Source organism: Streptomyces sp. DH-12, assembly GCF_002899455.1.
Lineage (GTDB): Bacteria > Actinomycetota > Actinomycetes > Streptomycetales > Streptomycetaceae > Streptomyces.
The window spans coordinates 3462765-3481394 of record NZ_PPFB01000001.1 but is presented as its reverse complement, the minus strand read 5'-3'; the positions used below and the strand labels follow the sequence as shown (position 1 = coordinate 3481394).

Sequence of the window (18630 nt, the reverse complement as noted above, 5' to 3'; positions counted from 1 at the left end):
CGTCCCCTGGAACGGTGGAACGGGACACGGGGGAGTGGAGGAACGGTGTCGGAACAGACGGCCGCGGCGGATTTCGCCGCGTTGCTGCGGGAGTTGAAGGACCGATCGGGGCACAGCTACGGGGTCCTCGCCAAACGGCTCCACATGAGTACGTCGACCCTGCACCGCTACTGCAACGGGGACGCGGTGCCGACCGACTACGCGCCGGTCGAGCGGCTGGCCCGGCTGTGCAAGGCGCGCCCCGAGGAGCTGGTCGAGCTGCACCGCCGGTGGGTGCTGGCGGACGCGGTGCGGGGGCGGAAGGGGGCGGCGACGACCGAGACGTCCTCGGCCGCGAAGCCCTCGGCGGCTGCCGAGACGCCCTCGGCCGCGGAGCCCTCGGGGGAGGAGGGCTCGGGCACCGGACCCGGGGAGGCGGCTTCCGGCGCCGCGCCCGAGGCTGAGGCGTCTCCGGCCGCCCCGGCCGGCCCACCGCCCACCAGTCCCGCCGGGGCGGGGGCGCCGGGGACCGGCCCCACGGACGCCGACGCCCCCGACGGGAACGCCACCGACGGGAACGCCACCGACGGGAACGCCCCCGACGGGGCGGACCCGGCCCTCCGCCCGGCCACCCCGGCCCCCGCCCGGCGCCGTACCCGCACCGCCGTCCTCGCCGGCATCGCTGTCGCCGCGGTGGCCGCCGGGATCGCCTTCGCCGTCGGGCTGCCGGGCGGCGGCCAGGACGGCGACGGCGACGGCGACGGCGGCCGGCACCGTCCGGCCGGCGCGGCAGGGGTGACCGCCGAGGAGACCGCCCCCGCGTCGTCCTCGCCGTCCTCCTCCGCCGGTTCCCGTTCCAGCGCCTCCGCGTCCCCCTCGGGCAAGGACAAGGGACCGACCGGGACGCCCGCCGGGTCCGCGCCCGCCGACGCGCCGAGCGTCGGTGCGGAGAGGAGCGGCGTGCCGGTCACGGTGCAGGCGGAGCCGTACGCGTGGGAGAGCCCCTGCTCGCAGCGCTATCTGATCGACAAGCCGGCGAGCGAGGTGAACCCGCCGCCGGTGGAGGAGGCCGCCCCGACCTGGGTGGCGGCGCAGGGCGCGGTGTCGTCGGGGCAGCAGTACCTGCGGCTCACCGTGCAGGGCACCGGTCCCGAGACGGTGGTCGTCGACGGCCTCACCGTGCGGGTGGCGGGCAAGCGGGCGCCGCTCGCCTGGAACGACTTCGCCATGGCCTACCCCGGCGTGGGCTGCGGAGGCTCCGTGCCGACGCGGGCGTTCACCGTCTCCCTGGACTCGGCGCGGCCCGCCGTCACCCCCGAACCGGGGAACCAGGACTTCCCGTTCAAGGTCAGCGAGTCCGACCCGGAGGTGTACTACATCACCGCCTCCGTCTCCGCCCACGACGTCGACTGGTACCTGGAACTGAAGTGGTCCAGCGGCGACCGCAGCGGCACGCTCACCGTGGACGACGAGGGCCGCCCCTTCCGCACCAGCGGCAACGAGGGCCGTCCGGCGTACGAGTTCCCGATCGGCGGCGACGGGTGGGTGCCGGAGGGGACGACGAAACTCGGGTAGGCGGTGCGGCGGACGTCCGGATCGCGGAAGGGCGCGTGTAGAAGGCACGCGTTTTCCTAGGCTGCGGTCACGCGCCGTCACCCGGACCGAGGAGCCGTGCCATGACCGTCACCGAGCCGCCCGCCGCCCCCGCCCCCACCCCACGGCTCGCCGCACGGGCCTCGGCGGTCGGCGGCTCCCCCGTCCGGGACATCCTGGCCGTCACCGCGCGGCCCGAGGTGATCAACTTCGCGGGCGGGCTCCCGGCACCGGAGCTGTTCGACGCCGAGGGCATAGCGGCGGCGTACCGCGCGGTGCTCGCCGAGATGCCCGCGCGGGCGCTGCAGTACTCCACGACGGAGGGCGAACCGACGCTGCGGGCCGCGCTCGCCGAACGCGCCCGCGCGCGCGGGCTGCCCACCGGGCCGGACGACCTGCTCGTCACCACCGGCTCCCAGCAGGCGCTGTCCCTCCTCGCCACCGCGCTGCTCGAACCCGGCGACACGGTCCTCGTCGAAGACCCCTGCTACCTGGCGGCACTTCAGTCCTTCGGCCTCGCCGGGGCGCGGATCGTCGCGGTGCCCGGCGACGAACAGGGGCTGGACCCCGAGGCGTTGGAGGAGCTGGTGGTCCGGGAGCGGCCGAAGCTGCTCTACACCGTGCCCACGTTCCAGAACCCCACCGGCCGCACCCTCCCCGCCGCCCGCCGGGCCGCCGTCGCCGAGGTCGCCGCCCGCCGCGGACTGTGGATCGTCGAGGACGACCCGTACGGCGAACTCCGTTACGAGGGCGCGCGGGTGCCGTGGATCGCCGCCCACCCGGGCGCGGAGGACCGCACGGTGCTGCTGGGCAGCCTCTCCAAGATCATGGCGCCCGGACTGCGGCTGGGCTGGCTGCGGGCGCCCGAGGGGCTGCGCCGCGCCTGTGCCGTCGCCAAGCAGGCCGCCGACCTGCACACCCCGACCGTCAACCAGCTCGCCGCCGCCCGTTACCTCGCCGACCGCGACCTGGACGCCCACGTCCGCCGCGTGGCGGGCGTGTACGGCGAACGCCGGGACGCCATGCTGGCCGGGCTCCCCGACGCCCTCCCCGCAGGGGCGGTCTGGACCCGCCCCGAGGGCGGCATGTTCCTCTGGGTGCGGCTCCCGGAGTCGTACGACACCACGGCCCTGCTCCCCGAGGTGGTCCGGCACGACGTGGCGTACGTCCCCGGCGCCCCCTTCCACACCGGCGCACCCGACCGCTCCACCCTCCGCCTGTGCTTCGTCACGCAGACCCCGGAGGAGATCGCGGAGGGGCTGCGGAGGCTGGGGGCGGCGCTGCGGGCGTGACCGCGGACCCCGCGAGGGCTCACCGCACCTCGGCCTCGAAGCACTCCGGCCCGGAACCGGCGCCCGCCGGGTGGAAGCAGGCGCGGACGACCGTGCCGGGGGCGGTCTCCGCCATCGGGGTGTAGAGGTACGCCCGCGCGTCCAGGGCGTCCGTCACCTCGGCGGAGCGGGGCGGGCCGGGCGCGGTCAGCTCGACGCGGTCGCCGATCTCGGCGGCCCACATCCGCGCCCAGCTCGTCCCGCACCGGGGGCTGTGCCGCAGCTCCAGCCGGGCGCCGGCCATGGCGCGGTACGTGGTGAGGGTGTCCGGCGCGACCCCGCACAGCATGGTGAAGGGGTCCTTGCCCGCGCAGGACGCGCCCCGGCAGCGGGGCGGCGGCACCACGGTCGCGCCGGAGGACGCGGTCGCGTGGGCGGATCCGTCCGGCGTGTCGTCGCCCGCCAGCAGGACGGCCGCGGTGACGACCGACGCCAGCACCGCGAGCACCGCCGCGACCGCCACCGCACCGCGCAACGGCCGATTCCGGTTCGTCCCTTCGGGTGGCGGTGGCGCATCGGCCTCCTGCCGAGGGGGCTCGCGGGACGGCGGCGGTGGTTCCGGCGGGGCGTGGGCGGCGCGTCCGCTGCCCGCCGCCTCCGCGATCTCCCACAGCGCGAGACAGCGCCCGTCCGGTTCGCCCGCCAGACGGCACAGCGCCCTGACCGCCTCGCGGGGCGGCAGAGTGTCGCCCTTCAGGTAGCGGCCCCAGGAGGACCTGCTGAACGGGGTGCGCTCCTCCAGGCCCGTCAGACTCAGCCCGGTGCGCCGCCGCATCTCCCGCAGGGCGGCGGCCAGTTCGGTTCGTTCCGGTGGGGGCGTCATCTGCGCAGGGCTCCCCAGGTGTGGGGGCCGACGATGCCGTCCACGACCAGACCCTCCCTCTGCTGGAGCCGCTGGACGGCCCGCTCGGTCCTCGGACCGTAGATGCCGTCGATGTCGCCGGGAGGGAACCCGGCCCGCCGCAACAGGCACTGGGCTTCAGCGACATGGGCCCCCGCGTGTCCGTTCGCCAGGATCGCGTCCTGGGTCCGGCTCAGTCCCGCGAACCACTGCCCGTCGACCCGCTCCACCCGGCAGGTGTACGACGTGACCGTCGGCGGCACCTCGACGCCGGCCGGTGCGGCCTGCGAGACCGCCGGGGGCCGCGCCCGCCCCTCGTCGTCCCCGGCGACCCGCGCCACCAGCAGCGCGGCCGACGCGACCACCAGCACGAACGCGACGACACCGGCGACGAGGGCACCCCGCGGGGGCCTGCGGCGGGCGGGTGGTCCGGGTGCGGCACCGGTCGGTGCGCCGTCGTTCGCCGTGGCCGCGGCCGGGCTCGTACGCCGTCCCGTCCAGGCCGCCGACGCGACCTCCCACAGCGCCAGCAGGCGGGTCGGGTCCTCCCCGGCGACCGACGCGACCGCCTCGACGGCCTCCTTCGGCGGCAGCGACCTGCCACCGAGGTAACGCTCCCACGACGACGTGCTGTACCCCGTCTTCGCCGCCAACTGCCGCATGCTCAGCCCGCTGTGGTCCTTCAGCCGGCGCAGGCTCACCACCAGGTGCCGCGCCCTCGGGTCGAGCTCCGCGGGCAGCGCTTTCCAACGCGACATGATTCCCCCGATCGCGTGCGTGGATTCTCCCCCTTCGCATTCTGCAACACCTCGGATCACACGTGCGGCAGCCGGCGGCCGGCTCCGCTCCGATCCGGCCACCGTCCGCCACCGTCCCGCCGGACCGTCTCACGGGGCTGGGAAACCGCAGGTCAGAGGCTGGGGCGTCCCACGGTGACGTCACTTCACCGGCAATCGTGGCGGTCCCTGGGCGGCTTCCGCCAGTCTCGGTGACGAGCCGGCCCGCCGAGCCGGCGCAACCCGCATTCCGAAGGGGGAACAGCATGACCATCACCCGCAAGCTCGCCGTCCTGGCCACGGGGGCCGTGATGACCGGGGGCCTGCTGGCCGGCACCGCGGGTGCCGCCGAGGCGGCGCCGTCCGCCGCGAGCGACTGCCCGTCGGGCTGGTTCTGCGTCTGGTCCGGGAAGAACTACACCGGTCGCATGCAGAAGGTCGCGGGCAACAACGCGGACCTGACCCAGTTCGTGGTCTTCCAGGGCTTCAAGTCCTGGTACAACCACGGCGCCTCCTGCGACTACCGCTGGTACGACCAGACCAACTACAGGGGCAACACCGCGGTCCTCAAGCGGGGGGCCAAGGGGACCGGCGACCGGGTCTGGTTCCAGAAGTCGAACAAGTGGGTCAACTGCTGACCCCCGGTCACAGAGGACCCTGACACCACCGCGGCCCGTCCTCCCTGCGGGGGAGAGGACGGGCCGCGGCCTGTGTTCCGGCCGGGGCGTCAGAGCCGCTCGGGCGTCCTGATGCCCAGCAGGGCCATGCCCTTGGTCAGCGTGCGGGCCGTGAGGTCGCACAGGAACAGCCGGTTCTCCACCTGCTCCGGCGTCTCCGCCTTCAGCACCGGGCACTTGTCGTAGAACGACGTGTACAGCGACGCCAGTTGGTACAGGTACGCCGTCAGCTTGTGCGGCGCGTACTCCGCCGCCGCCTCGAACACCGTGTCGCCGAACGCGTCCAGGTGCAGCCCCAGCGCCCGCTCGGCCGCGTGCAGCTCCAGCTCCGGGTGCGCGGCCGGCCGCACCTCGCCGGCCTTCCGCAGGATCGACTGGATACGGGCGTACGCGTACTGCAGGTACACCGAGGTGTCGCCGTTGAGCGAGACCATCTGGTCCAGGTCGAACTTGTAGTCGCGGTTCGGCGACGTCGACAGGTCCGCGTACTTCACGGCGCCGATGCCGACCTGCGCGGCCCGCTCCCGGATCTCCTCCTCGGTGAGGTCCCTGGCCTTCTCCCGCACCACCTCGGCGGCCCGCTGCACGGCCTCGTCCAGCAGGTCCTCCAGCCGTACGGTCTCGCCCTCACGGGTCTTGAACGGCTTGCCGTCCGCGCCCAGCACCGTGCCGTAGCCCATGTTGTGCGCGGTGACGTCGTCGCCCAGCCAGCCGGCCCGGCGGGCGGTCTCGAAGACCATCTTGAAGTGCAGCGACTGCCGCACGTCCACGACGTACAGCAGGGTCGTCGCGCGCAGGTCGACGACCCGGTTGCGGATCGCGGTCAGGTCGGAGGCCGCGTAGCCGAAGCCGCCGTCGGCCTTCTGCACGATCAGCGGGACCGGCTGGTCGTCCTTGCCGCGGATGTCGTCGAAGAACACCACCAGCGCGCCCTCGGAGCGGACCGCGACGCCCATCTCCTCCAGCAGCCGCGCGGTCTCGGGCATGCCCTCGTTGTACGCGGACTCGCCGACGATCTCCTCGTCGCGGATCTCCATGTCGAGCTTCTCGAAGACGGAGTAGAAGTAGACCTTCGACTCGTCCACGAACTGCTGCCACAGCTCGAGGGTCTCCTTGTCGCCGGACTGCAGGGCGACGACCCGCTTGCGCGCCCGCTCCTTGAACTCCTCGTCCGCGTCGAACAGCGCCCGCGAGGCCTTGTAGACCCGGTTGAGGTTCGACATGGCCTGCTCGCCGTCGACCTCGGAGGCCGGGGCCAGCTCGCCCGGGTGCTCCAGCAGGTACTGGATGAGCATGCCGAACTGGGTGCCCCAGTCGCCGATGTGGTGCCGGCCGATCGTCTTCTCGCCGGTGAAGTCGAGCATGCCGCGCAGGGCGTCGCCGATCACCGCGGAGCGCAGGTGACCGACGTGCATCTCCTTGGCCACGTTCGGCTGGGCGTAGTCGATCACCGTGGTGCCGGGGTTCTCGGCCAGCGGCACGCCGAGGCGGCCGGTGTCGTCCGCGTACCGCGCGGCCAGGTTCCCGGTGATCGCCCGGTCGGCGATCGTGATGTTGAGGAAGCCGGGGCCGGAGACCTCGACGTCCTTGAGCACGTCACCGGTGGTGAGGTGCGAGACGACCTCGGTCGCGAGGTCGCGCGGGTTGGCCTTCGCCTTCTTCGCCAGCGCGAGGATGCCGTTGGCCTGGAAGTCCGCCCGGTCGCTGCGTCGCAGCAGCGGGTCCGCGGACGTCTCCGGCCGGGCGGCGGAGAGGGCGGACGTGAGCTGCTCGCTGACGAGATCGGTGAGCGATGTGACCGAGGCCATGGAGTGGGTGCCGTTCTCCTCGTGGGTTCAGATAGACACGGCCAGTATCCCACGGGGGGTAAAGCGGTTTTCCCGTCCGCGGGCGCGGCGGGCGGCCTCCGCGCCCGCCCGCCGCGCCCGCGCGGAGGCCGGTGAGAAGGCGTTTTCGCGGTGGCCGGGGGAGCTGGGAGAATGGGGCGGTCAGCCGTGCGACCGTACCGGCTGCCCGAGCAGAAAGAAGGACGTGCCGATCGTGGCTCAGAGCACCGAGACCACCGACTGGGTCTCCCGTTTCGCGGATGAGGTCATCGAGGAGTCGGAGCGTCGGGCCCCGGGCAAACCGGTCGTCGTCGCGTCCGGACTGTCCCCCTCGGGCCCCATCCACCTGGGCAACCTGCGCGAGGTCATGACCCCGCACCTGGTCGCCGACGAGATCCGCCGCCGCGGCCACCGGGTCCGGCACCTGATCTCCTGGGACGACTACGACCGGTACCGCAAGGTCCCGGTCGGTGTCCCCGGCGTGGACGAGTCGTGGTCCGAGCACATCGGCAAGCCGCTCACCTCCGTCCCCGCCCCGAAGGGCTCGTCGCACCCGAACTGGGCCGAGCACTTCAAGGCCGCGATGATCGAGTCGCTGGCGGACCTGGGCGTGGAGTTCGACGGGATCAGCCAGACGGAGCAGTACACCTCCGGCGCGTACCGCGAGCAGATCCTGCACGCCATGCGGCACCGCGCGGACATCGACGCGATCCTCGCGCAGTACCGCACGAAGAAGGCGCCGGCGAAGAAGCAGCAGCAGAAGCCGGTGGACGAGGCGGAGCTGGAGGCCGCCGAGGGGTCGGGCGCCGCCGCCGAGGACGACGGCAGCTCCGGCTCGGCCGGGTACTTCCCGTACAAGCCGTACTGCGGCAACTGCGAGAAGGACCTCACCACCGTCACCTCCTACGACGACGACTCCACCGAGCTGTCGTACTCGTGCACCTCGTGCGGCTTCTCGGAGACGGTGCGGCTGGGCGAGTTCAACCGCGGCAAGCTGGTCTGGAAGGTCGACTGGCCGATGCGCTGGGCCTACGAGGGCGTGATCTTCGAGCCCAGCGGCGTGGACCACTCCTCGCCGGGCTCGTCCTTCCAGGTGGGCGGGCAGATCGTCGGGATCTTCGGCGGCAGGCAGCCGATCGGCCCGATGTACGCGTTCGTCGGCATCAGCGGCATGGCGAAGATGTCGTCGTCCAAGGGCGGTGTGCCCACCCCGGCCGACGCCCTGAAGATCATGGAACCGCAGCTGCTGCGCTGGCTGTACGCCCGCCGCCGGCCGAACCAGTCCTTCAAGATCGCCTTCGACCAGGAGATCCAGCGCCTCTACGACGAGTGGGACCGGCTCGACGCCAAGGTCGCCGACGGCACCGCGCTGCCCGCCGACGTCGCCGCGCACTCCCGCGCGGTGCGCACGGCGAGCGGTGAGCTGCCGCGCACGTCCCGGCCGCTGCCGTACCGCACGCTGGCCTCGGTGGCCGACATCACCGCCGGCCACGAGGACCAGGCGCTGCGCATCCTCAGCGACCTCGACCCGGCGAACCCGCTGAGCTCGCTCGACGAGGCGCGTCCGCGCTACGACAAGGCCGAGGCGTGGATCAACACCCACGTCCCCGCCGACCAGCGCACCATCGTCCGCGACGAGCCCGACACCGAGCTGCTGAAGTCGCTCGACGAGGAGGCGCGGGAGTCCCTGCGGCTGCTGCTCGACGGCCTCGCGGACAACTGGTCCCTGGACGGGCTCACCCACCTCGTCTACGGCGTCCCGAAGGTCCGGGCGGGCTTCTCCGCCGACGCCACGCCCAAGGAGCTGCCCCCGGAGATCAAGACCGCCCAGCGGTCCTTCTTCGCCCTCCTCTACCAGCTCCTGGTCGGCCGCGACACGGGCCCGCGCCTGCCCACCCTGCTGCTCGCGGTGGGGCAGGAGCGGGTGAGGCACCTGCTCGGCGCGTGACGCGCGGACCGACGAGAACGGGGCGCCCGGTGTGACACCGGGCGCCCCGCCGTCCGTGCGGTGTCCGTGCCCCGGCCCGCCGGGAAGCCTCAGGTGTGGGACAGCCACACCCCGACCACGATGCCCATGGAGACGAGCATGGAGAAGACGATCCATGCCGTGGAGGGGCCGTGCAGCCTCACCTTGACGTCCGGATTCTGCTCCTGGCGCGCGATGTCGGCGGCGACCCACTTCCGCACCGGGACGATCATGACGACGAAGACGAGCAGAACGGACGCGTACAGGTAAAGCGTCACGGACAGGGAGTAACCCTTCACCAGCGCGTACAGGACCAGGACCGGTCCCAGGACGACGGGGATGAAGGACACGCTCCTCTTCCCCTTCGGCGTCGGCATGGACCAGCGCATCAGGGCTATGTGGAGCGGAGTGACCGCAAGTGCGACAAGGATCCAGGCGTAGGCGGGCAGGGACAGGAACAAGGGTGCTGGTCCTTCCGGAGCGGATCGCGGCATGTCTGCCGTGAACGTACTCGCGATCCGCCCCGGATTTCAGCGGTTCGCCCTCACCAGGGAGTCAGGGCGTCCCACGCGTCGCTGACGGTGTCGCTGACCGTGTCCTTGGCCTGGTCCCACTTGGTGGTGAAGACCCCGATCGCCGGGGAGACCAGCTCCTGCTGAAGCCGGGCGGCGATGACGGGGGCGGAGCGAAGGCCGTTGGTCCCCCACGCGATGACGCCCGACACCCCGCCGAACTTGGTGAGCGGGATCCCGCCGGTGAGGACGCTGATGGCGACGCCGGCGGAGGACGAGAGGAAGGCCTGCGACGTCCATCCGTCGGTGAAGCCGGTGATGACCGCGCCCGCCACACCGCTGATGAGGGAGATCGCACCCGCGGTACCCGCGATCACCTCGCCCAGGGGCGGGGGGATCAGCAGGGAGGCGGCGGCGATGCCGCCCGAGATGGTGGACACGGCCGACAGGACGTTGGCGACCTCCTGCCAGTCCTCCTTGGTGCCGCCGAGGAACGTGCCCGGCTTCTCCACCTTGTCGTTGTCGGCGGTGTCGGAGGGGTCCACACCGTTCTGCGCGTTCCTGCGGGCCTCCTCCGCCGCCTTCCTGGCCGCGGCCGCCTGCTCCGCCTTCCGCTTCGCGACGGCGATCGCGCGCGCCTCGGAGGCCGCCTGCGCCGCCTCCCGCGCGTCCTTGCCCGCCGCGACGGCCGAGGCCCGGGCGGCGGACGCGGACGCCTGTGCCGCGATGGCCGACTGGACCGCCGAACTCGCCGACGCCGTGGCCTGGTTGGCGGAGTAATTGGCCCGACGGGAGGCGGAGCGCGCGGCCAGGGCGGCGGCCTTCGCCGTCGCGGCGGACGCCGAGGCGTCCTTCGCGGACTGCTCCGCGGCGTCCGCGTACGTGTCCGCTTCCTTCGCGTACTCTTCCGCCCGGGCCGCCGACTTCTTGGCGGCGTCGGCCCACTTGACCGCCTCGTCGGCCGCCTTCCGCGCGTCCGCCGCGGCCTTGGACGCGTTGGCGGCGTCCGTCTGGGCGTCCTGCGCGATCTTGGCGGCGTGGGCGAGGGACGCGCGGACCGCGGCGATGTGAGCGGCGGCGTCCGCGTCGAGCTGCACCATGCGCGGGTGGACGACGGTGAGGAAGTCCCGGAGCATCCAGTCCGGGCCCTCCAGGGCCACGTTCGCGGCCATCTTCGTGTACGGCCCGGCGGTCGCGAGGATCGTGAAGGCGGCGGCACGGTCGTCCTCGTTCTGCGCCGCCGGGTACCCGGTGGCGAAGAACTCGTGAAGCGCCTTGGCGGAGCCGTCGCTGAGCGCGGCGGTGGCGGCCTCCTTGACCATCTTGCCGGGGTTCTTCCCGAGGACACGGAAGATCGCGGCCGAGTTGTCCGTCTTCGCCGCCTCGATCATCCCGCCGTTGAGGAACGCGGCGACGGCGCCGGGGTCGGCGGACTCCAGGGCCTTCTGTGCGGCCTCGGCCACGTCGGGGGTGGAGATCTGGGAGATGTAGAGAACGGTCTCCCGGTCGTCCTGGTTCTGCGCGATGACCCGGTCGGTGTCGATCCAGGCCAGGACCGCCTGGTCGTCGCCGGCGAGGGCGAACTCCGCGGCCTCGCGCGTCCAGGTGCCGTGCGACGACAGCAGGTTGACGCACGCCTTGCGGCCGGCGGCGACCGCGGCCCGTTCGTCCCCCTCCCGGAGCGCCCGCTCGGCCTCCGCGATGAGGTCCTTGGTGGCCGAGTCCAGCGCCTGCTGCTGGGTGAGCTGGTTGCGGGCGGCCTCGAGGTCCTGTGCCTCGATGGCCTTGAGGCGGCGGGCCTCGTCCCGTCCCTGGAGGGTGTGCTCCTCGATCTTCGCCTCTTCCGCCTCCCGCGCCTTCTGCTCGACCTCCATCGCCTCGAGGACGGCCGCCGTCGCCGCGTCGGCGGCTTCCTTGGCCTGGGCGGCGTACTGGGTGGAGCGGTTGGCGTGGTCGACGGCCTTCCCCGCGTGCTCGGCCGCCTCCTCCGCCGCGTCGGCCGCCTTCTCCGCGTGGGCGGCGGCGGAGTTGGCGGCGTTCCGCGCGGTCCTGGCCGCGCTCGCCGCGGTGGCGGCCAGGGACTGGGCGGTGGACGCCGCACGGGTGGCCCGTGCGGCTTGCGCGTCCGCCTCGGCGGCTGCGGCGCGGGCGGCCGCGGCCTCCGACTGCGCCACTCCGGCGGCGGTGGCCGCGGCGGCGGCGGAGTTCGCGGCGGACGCGGCGTTGCGGGCCGCCGAGACCGCGGCGGAACCGGCCGAGGAGGCCTGCGCCGCGGCCGTCGACGCGTGGTCCGCCGCGGCCGCGGCGGTACGCGCCTTCTTGGCGGCGTCGCGGGCGTTGACGGCGGCGTCCCTCGCGGCCTTCGCCTGGGAGGCGTCCGCGGACGCCGCGATCGCGGACCGGTAGGCGTTCGATGCGGCACGCGCGGCGGTCGCGGCCGCGGCGGCGGCCGCGTTCGCGGCCCACGCGGCCCGGCGCGCCGCCGACTGAGCGGCGTTGGAGGCGGAAATGGCGGTGCGGGCCGCCTGCGCGGCGCCCTTCGCCGCACCGGCCGCCTTGCGGGCGGCGCTGCCGGCCTTCTTCACGTCGTTCTGCGCCGCCTGCGCCTCGTTCGCGGCCTCCAGCGCGGCCGCCTTCGCCTTGGCGGCGGCGGTCTGCGCCTTCTCCGACTCGGCCACCGCCTGCTCCATCGTCAGATGGGCCCGGTTGCCTTCGCGCTCGACGATGGCGACGAGCTGGTCGATGGTCGCCTTCTCCTGGTCACGGGCGCGGGCGATGTGCTGCTCGGTCCCCAGGAACCAGCCGATGGCACCCGCTGTGCCCTCCTCCAGGGCGCGCTGCGCGGACGTCCTCACCTGGGGCGAGGCGGTGGCCAGGACCTTGAAGACCTCCGCCCGCTCGTCCTCGAACCGTGCGGTGAACTGCGTCTCGGTGACGAACTTCATCAGCGCGTCGACGGAGCCGTCGTCGAGTGCGCTGCTCGCGGCGGCCCTCACGCTCGTGCCGCCCTGGCCCATCAGCGTGAAGGTGAGGAAGCGGAGGTCCTCCAGCTGCGACGTCTCGTAACCGCCGGCGAGGAAGGCGGCGATCGCCTCGTCACCCGCGGTCAGTGCGGCGGAGATGTCACGGGCGACACTCTTGCCGGAGCCGGAGAGGGCCTTGAAGAGGGCGACGCGGTTGTCCTCCGCGACCGCGGAGGCGAGTCCCGTGGCGACGAACTGCTCGACGTCGGCCTGAGTACCGGTGAGCGCGGCCGCCGCCGCACTCCTCACCGCCTTGCCGCCCGCCTTCCAGGCGGACACGGCCTTGCCGCGGGGGGTGTCCGGCAGGGAGGGGAGGTCGGGCACGTCGCCCGTGGCCGCGGTGGCGGCGTAGACCTGGGCGGTCGTGACGAGGGGGATCGACGTGGCTGCCGCGGTGGCGGCGGCCACGGTCAGGAACCGGCGTCTGCTCCAGAAAGTGGTGTTCACGAGTCCATCCGTCTGGTCGGCGACAGGCGGTCCGCCACCGCTTGGTGAACGGCCGTCGGTCGCGTTCGCAAGTCGTCAAAACCGCACGCGTGCCCCAACAGACCTGTCAGGTAGGAGGGTTGCGGACAGCGTGCGGCAAGGGGCTGGAGAAGGTGTGGAAGTGAGCGGACGTGAGAGTACGCAAGGAGTGAGGTTTGGGCCACCGGCTGTGGTTGGAACGATCCAGTGAGAAGACGCACACGCTGCGTTCGAGCCATTTGGCTGTGAATAAGCCACTTTGCGCGTGCAGTTGAAGCGAACATGTGTTTGAATTCGGCGGCTCTTCCGTCCGGACCCGTCGCGGTGAGAACCACCTGCCGGGACCGTGCGGAATCAACTCACGATGCGCAGGGGGGACTTGCGTGAACCTTGCACGAAGGATCATCGCCACCGGTGCGGTTGCCGCCGCCTGTGTGGTGACCGTGATCGCCACCGGACTCGCCGGACCGCGCGACGCGTCGGCCGTCGCCTCGGTCGCCGGCGAACAACCGGGCTACGCGGTGGAGGACTTCAACTACCCGCAGGCCGACAAGATCAAGGAAGAGCAGGGAATCGTGCTCAAACGGGGTGACGGTCACATCACCCTCGCCACCTGCGGCAGCCGGACCGGGCTGCTGGAGGTGTACACGCACGCCAACCGGCTCGTCTGCTTCAGCGTCACCGGGACCTCCGGCTACCTCAGCCTCGAGATCCCGTCCGTCTACGGGATGAAGGGCGCCGCGGGTGTGGACACCGATGTGACCCTCCGGGCCCCGGACGAGACGGTGCAGGAAGTGACGGTGCCGGAGAACTCGTTCGAGCCCGTCGGCGCGTCCATCGACCCGAGCGGTCGGAGCCACATCCTCGTCGAAATCCGTACCAGCGCGTAACTCCGGCGGACGCCACCGGAGCACGCACCGACTCCCCTCCCGTCCGGGAGCGGAGTGAGACGTGGGCGGACGCACGCGGCAGCGGTGATCCGCCGGACCGGTGCGCTCGCGTGGCGCCCCGCCGACCCTGCCGGATCCACCTCAAGGAATGAACCTCATGCGACGTACCAGACCCGTGCGCCCCGCCGTACTGGGAGCCGCGCTGACCACGGGAGCCCTGGTCCTGACCGCCGCGCCCGCCCTCGCCGTCACCGGTCCCGCCGCCCCCTCCGGCGACACCACCCACGCCTACGCCGCGCAGCTGATCGTGGGTGACCACGACCGCGGCTGCTCCGGGGTCCTGGTCGACCCCGAGTGGCTGCTCACCGCCGTGAGCTGCTTCGCCGACGACCCGGCGCAGAGCCTCACGGTGCCCGCGGGCAAGCCCGCGAAGAAGACCACCGCGACCATCGGCCGCGCCGACCTCAGCGGTACCGGCGGCGCCGTCCGGCAGGTCGTCCAGCTGGTGCCCCGCACCGACCGCGACGTGGTCCTGGCCCGGCTGAACCGCCCGGTCCGCGACGTCGCCCCCGTCGCCCTGGCCGCCTCCGCGCCCGCCGCGGGCGAGCAGCTGAAACTCGCCGGCTACGGCCGTACGGCGACCGAGTGGGCCCCGCTGAACCTGCACACCGGTACCTTCGTCGTGGACTCGGCCGACGGCACCACCGCCACCGTCACCGGCCAGGACGGCGTCGCCGCGTGCATGGGCGACACGGGCGGCCCGATGGTTCGCACCACCGGCGGCGCCCACCAGCTGGTCGCGCTCGCCAGCCGGTCCTACCAGGGCGGCTGCCTGGGCACCGACGAGGAGCAGACCGGCACCGGCGGCATCGCCGCCCGCGTCGACGACCTCGCCTCCTGGGTGGACTCCGTGGTCGGCGCTCCCCGCTTCACCGACTTCAACTGCGACGGCGTCGAGGACATCGCCGTCGCCGACCCGAAGGCCACGGTCGGCGGCGACGCCAACGCCGGCCTCGTGCGGATCGTGTACGGCGGCGGCAAGGGCACCGCCGAGATCACCCAGGACCTCGACTGGGTCCCCGGCGGCTCCGAGGCCGGCGACTACTTCGCCGAGGCCCTCGACACCACCGACTTCAACGAGGACGGCTGCACCGACCTGGTGGTCGGCACGCCCGGCGAGGACCTCGGGGGCGCCGCCGACGCGGGCATGGTCGACATCCTCCACGGCGCCCCCGGCGGCATGGGGACGGGCACGCAGAAGGCCACCCACTACGAGCAGGGCAGCGGTGGCGGCTCCCTGGGCGCCTCCGCGTCCGAGAAGGGCGACCGCTTCGGCCACGCCGTGGCCGCCGGCACCACCGCCGAGGGCGAGCCGTACGCCGTGGCGGGCGCGCCGGGCGAGCTGCTGGGCGGCGTCGCCGAGGCGGGCCAGGCGTTCTACCTCCACGGCACCACCAACGTCTCGATCCACCAGGACAAGCCCGACGTCCCGGGCGCCGTGGAGACCGGGGACCGCTTCGGCTCCACCGTCGCGGCCGACGCCTTCCACATCGCCGTCGGCGCGCCGAACGAGACCATCGGTGCGGACGCCGACGCCGGCAACCTGGCCGTCTTCTCGCACCGGCTGGACGCCGGCAACCCCACCCCGCTCTTCGGGCTCGACCAGGACCTGGACACCGTCTCCGGCGGCGCCGAGCCGGGCGACCAGTTCGCCGCGGCCCTGACCCTGGTGCCCTACCGCCCGTCGGCCGGCGTCACCGGCGAGTCGATCCTCGTCGTCGGCTCGCCCGGCGAGGACCTGGACATCGACGGCGTGAACAAGACCGACACCGGCATGGCCCAGAGCTTCCGCATCACCGCCGCCGGCACCTACAGCCAGTCGCACAGCTACTACTCGGGCACCGCGACCGACGACGTCAGCGGCACTTCCGAGGCCGGTGACCGGTTCGGCGCGGCCCTCACCGCCGTCAGCACCGCGCCCCGCGCGGTCAGCACCGCGGCGAACCTGAGGCTGGCCGTGGGCATCCCGGACGAGGCCGTCGGCACCACCGCGAAGGCCGGCGCCATCACCACGTTCTCCCTGGTGGGCTCCCCGGGCGCCGACGACCGCTGGTTCGAGGCGGGCAACTCGGGCGGCATCCCCGGCACGCCGGGCGCCAACCAGCGCGTCGGCTCCAGCATCCACTTCACCGGCAGCCGGCTGTACGTCGGCATGCCCGACGGGCCGCTCACCCACGGGGCCCTGCACGCCCTGCCGATGTCCAACGTGGTGAGCGGGACCAGGACCCCGGCCACCACCTACCAGCCGGGCAAGGACGGACTGCCCTCGGCGGGCGTCGCCTTCGGCCACGCGGCCCGCTAGGAGGACGGCGGCACACACCGCACGGCGCGAACACGACGGGGCGCCCGGCGCACACCGGGCGCCCCCTCGTCGTCGTGGCCGCCGGTCAGGCGATGTGGTCCTCCTCCAGCTCCGCGTTGAAGCGGTTGGTGAAGCGGGTGACCATGCGCTTGGCCTCCTCCGGCGGGAGGGTCCGGCTGAACTCGGCCTCCACGTTGTCGCCGAACTCACGGGGCGTCGGGTAGCTGCCGTTGATCGACTTCTTGAAGACCTGGTAGTAGGCCTCCTCGTCCGGCTCCGCGCCGGGAGCGGCGCCGCCCTCGCCCAGCTCGCGGGTGCGGCCGCCCGGGACGACCGGGATGGGGAAGGCGCCGGTCTCCTCGGGGGCGGGTTCCTGGAGCGGGGGCTCCTCCTGGTACTGCTCCTCGTACTGTTCCGCCTGGCGCTGCTCGGCCATCCAGCGGGCGTACTCGTCCGGGTCGAACGTCGGGTCGTAGTCGCCGTGGTACTCGACGGACTGCGGGTCGCGGGCGTGCAGCCAGGGATTGCCGGGGGCTTCCTCCTGCTGCTCGGAGTTCCGGTTGCCCTCGAGTTGCAGCCGCTGCTCGCCGGGAGGCGCCTCCCCCAGTGCCTGAACGGCCTGGGAGGTACCCCCGTCGCCCACCCGTGCCGCCCCGGCGGCACGACTGCCCGCGGCCACGGGGGGTTCCGGCGCCGGGGGGATCAGGGCCGGTTCGATGCCCGCCGCCGCCAGGCCCGCCGGGGCCGTGTCGGCGAGGGGGACGCCGTACTTGGCGAGGCGCAGCGGCATCAGGGACTCGACCGGGGCCTTGCGGCGCCAGGAACGGCCGAAGCGGGAGCGCAGGCGGGCCTGGTAGACCAGCCGCTCCTGCTCCAGCTTGATCACCTGCTCGTAGGAGCGCAGCTCCCACAGCTTCATCCGCCGCCACAGCAGGAACGTCGGCACCGGCGACAGCAGCCACCGGGTGAGCCGCACGCCCTCCATGTGCTTGTCGGCGGTGATGTCGGCGATCCGGCCGATGGCGTGCCGGGCGGCCTCCACGGAGACCACGAACAGCACCGGGATCACGCCGTGCATGCCCACACCGAGCGGATCCGGCCAGGCCGCCGCGCCGTTGAAGGCGATCGTGGCCGCCGTCAGCAGCCACGCCGTCTGCCGCAGCAGCGGGAACGGGATGCGGATCCACGTCAGCAGCAGGTCCAGCGCCAGCAGGACGCAGATGCCCGCGTCGATGCCGATCGGAAAGACGTAACTGAAGTCGCCGAAGCCCTTCTGCAGGGCCAGCTCACGGACCGCCGCGTACGAACCGGCGAAGCCGATCCCGGCGATGACGACGGCACCGGTGACGACCACGCCGATGAGAACCCGGTGCATCCGTGTCAGCTGCAGTGGCGCGGCCACCCGTACTCCCCTCCCAGTGCGTGTTGTTGCGCGCAACAGAGTGGCACATGTGTACGGAGAACGGGTGGCCGGATCTGTTTCAGCAGGCTCAGCTCGCGCCGGAGGCCGACGCCGAGGACGCCCCGGAGGCCGGTGCGGACGGCTTGCCCGACGCCGGCGCGGACGGTGAACCGCTCGCCGCGCCCGGGCCGTTCGCCCGCGTCACGGACAGCACGGCCTCCTTGGCGGCCTTCTTCGCGTCCGCCATCAGATCGTCGGCGTCCGGCGTCTCGTCGCCCGCCAGGCCCGCGCCGTTGTAGTCGAGGGTGACGACCACGTTCTCCACGCGCGCCACGACCGTCTGCTGCCTGAAGGTGCCTTCCTTCTTCTTCAGGTCGTAGCGCACCGCGGTCGCCTCGTCCCCGGCGCCGGTCAGCGCCTCCGCGCGCAGGCTCCTCGCGCCCTGCGTCGCCCGGACCTCGCGCACCTGCTTGTCGTAGTACTCCTTGGCCAGCTCGTCACCCGGACCACGCGTGGTGTCCGACTCGAAGCGCAGCAGCGACACGTTCAGCCAGCGGAACTGCGAGCCCTCGACCCCGTTGTTGTCCAGGCTGCTCCAGGAGCAGCTGGCCCGCGACGCCACGTCGTCCGAGCTGCCCTCCTTGCCGGACTTCGCCTTGGGCGCCAGGTCCTTGAGGGTCTTCTTCGTCAGCACGTCGCACGCCTCGGGCAGCGTCCGGTACGCCGCCGCCTGCACGGTCGGGGACGGGCTCGCCGACGGGGAGGCGCTCGCGGCCTTCTCGCCGCCGTCGTCGGAGCCGGAGTCCGAGGAGCAGCCGGTGGCGACCAGCATCACGGGGACGGCTGCCGCGCAGACAAGGACGCGGGTCAGGCGCTTGGCTCGCTCGGGCTGCTCTCGCTGTGCTCGTCGCTGCATGGTTCCTTCACTCATGACGCTCGTGTTCCCTGCGGTCGGGACGGTGTCCGAGGGGTCACGGTACGCGCCCC

At 73.1% G+C, this 18630-nt stretch carries 13 protein-coding genes; 6 read left to right on the top strand and 7 right to left on the bottom strand.

The features are described 5' to 3' along the window. Positions 1 to 45: 45 nt before the first annotated feature. Together C1708_RS14420 and C1708_RS14415 are read left to right on the top strand one after the other, a co-directional pair. Positions 46 to 1554, top strand: coding sequence for a helix-turn-helix domain-containing protein (locus tag C1708_RS14420; RefSeq protein ID WP_106413060.1), 1509 nt, complete (start codon positions 46 to 48; stop codon positions 1552 to 1554). A 101-nt stretch (positions 1555 to 1655) separates the two neighbouring features. Continuing rightward, positions 1656 to 2864, top strand: a complete 1209-nt coding sequence (locus C1708_RS14415; RefSeq protein ID WP_106413059.1) for an aminotransferase-like domain-containing protein — start codon at positions 1656 to 1658, stop codon at positions 2862 to 2864. 19 nt (positions 2865 to 2883) lie between these two features. Here C1708_RS14415 and C1708_RS14410 read toward each other — a convergent pair whose 3' ends face one another. Further along, on the bottom strand, positions 2884 to 3726 hold the full coding sequence (locus C1708_RS14410) for a helix-turn-helix domain-containing protein (RefSeq protein WP_106413058.1): 843 nt from the start codon (positions 3724 to 3726) through the stop codon (positions 2884 to 2886). Beyond that, entirely contained in the window at positions 3723 to 4502 is a 780-nt protein-coding gene (locus C1708_RS14405; RefSeq protein WP_198602498.1) for a peptidoglycan-binding protein, read from the bottom strand. The genes C1708_RS14410 and C1708_RS14405 overlap by 4 nt, the downstream gene beginning before the upstream one ends. Before the next feature lie 284 nt (positions 4503 to 4786). Here C1708_RS14405 and C1708_RS14400 point away from each other — a divergent pair, with 284 nt between their 5' ends. Then, on the top strand, positions 4787 to 5158 hold the full coding sequence (locus C1708_RS14400; protein ID WP_106413057.1) for a peptidase inhibitor family I36 protein: 372 nt from the start codon (positions 4787 to 4789) through the stop codon (positions 5156 to 5158). 89 nt (positions 5159 to 5247) lie between these two features. Here the strand turns inward: C1708_RS14400 and argS are convergent, their stop codons facing one another. Beyond that, positions 5248 to 7005 (bottom strand): arginine--tRNA ligase, encoded by a 1758-nt coding sequence (gene argS, locus C1708_RS14395; protein WP_106413056.1) that lies wholly within the window; start codon positions 7003 to 7005, stop codon positions 5248 to 5250. 223 nt (positions 7006 to 7228) lie between these two features. Here argS and lysS point away from each other — a divergent pair, with 223 nt between their 5' ends. After that, the gene (lysS, locus tag C1708_RS14390) at positions 7229 to 8971 is read left to right on the top strand and encodes a lysine--tRNA ligase (RefSeq protein ID WP_106413055.1); all 1743 of its coding nucleotides are present in this window, start codon (positions 7229 to 7231) and stop codon (positions 8969 to 8971) included. Positions 8972 to 9060: 89 nt separating this feature from the next. On the opposite strand, the gene C1708_RS14385 is transcribed toward lysS, so the two are convergent. Further along, positions 9061 to 9450 carry a hypothetical protein gene (locus C1708_RS14385; protein ID WP_133169065.1) on the bottom strand — a complete coding sequence of 130 codons (390 nt, stop codon included), beginning with the start codon at positions 9448 to 9450 and terminating at the stop codon, positions 9061 to 9063. A gap of 83 nt (positions 9451 to 9533) precedes the next feature. Continuing rightward, a complete protein-coding gene (locus tag C1708_RS14380; protein WP_106413053.1) occupies positions 9534 to 12971 on the bottom strand; it encodes an ALF repeat-containing protein in 3438 nt (1145 codons plus the stop codon). Positions 12972 to 13372: 401 nt separating this feature from the next. Between C1708_RS14380 and C1708_RS14375 the strand changes: the two genes are divergently transcribed. Together C1708_RS14375 and C1708_RS14370 are read left to right on the top strand one after the other, a co-directional pair. Then, positions 13373 to 13879 carry a hypothetical protein gene (locus C1708_RS14375; protein WP_106413052.1) on the top strand — a complete coding sequence of 169 codons (507 nt, stop codon included), beginning with the start codon at positions 13373 to 13375 and terminating at the stop codon, positions 13877 to 13879. 157 nt (positions 13880 to 14036) lie between these two features. Then, a complete protein-coding gene (locus tag C1708_RS14370; RefSeq protein ID WP_106413051.1) occupies positions 14037 to 16241 on the top strand; it encodes a trypsin-like serine protease in 2205 nt (734 codons plus the stop codon). A gap of 85 nt (positions 16242 to 16326) precedes the next feature. Here the strand turns inward: C1708_RS14370 and C1708_RS14365 are convergent, their stop codons facing one another. Next, positions 16327 to 17616: a DUF2637 domain-containing protein gene (locus tag C1708_RS14365; RefSeq protein ID WP_106416301.1), complete on the bottom strand. Its 1290-nt coding sequence runs from the start codon at positions 17614 to 17616 to the stop codon at positions 16327 to 16329. Positions 17617 to 17731: 115 nt separating this feature from the next. Beyond that, positions 17732 to 18559, bottom strand: coding sequence for a DUF3558 family protein (locus C1708_RS14360; RefSeq protein WP_241911253.1), 828 nt, complete (start codon positions 18557 to 18559; stop codon positions 17732 to 17734). Positions 18560 to 18630: the final 71 nt, after the last annotated feature.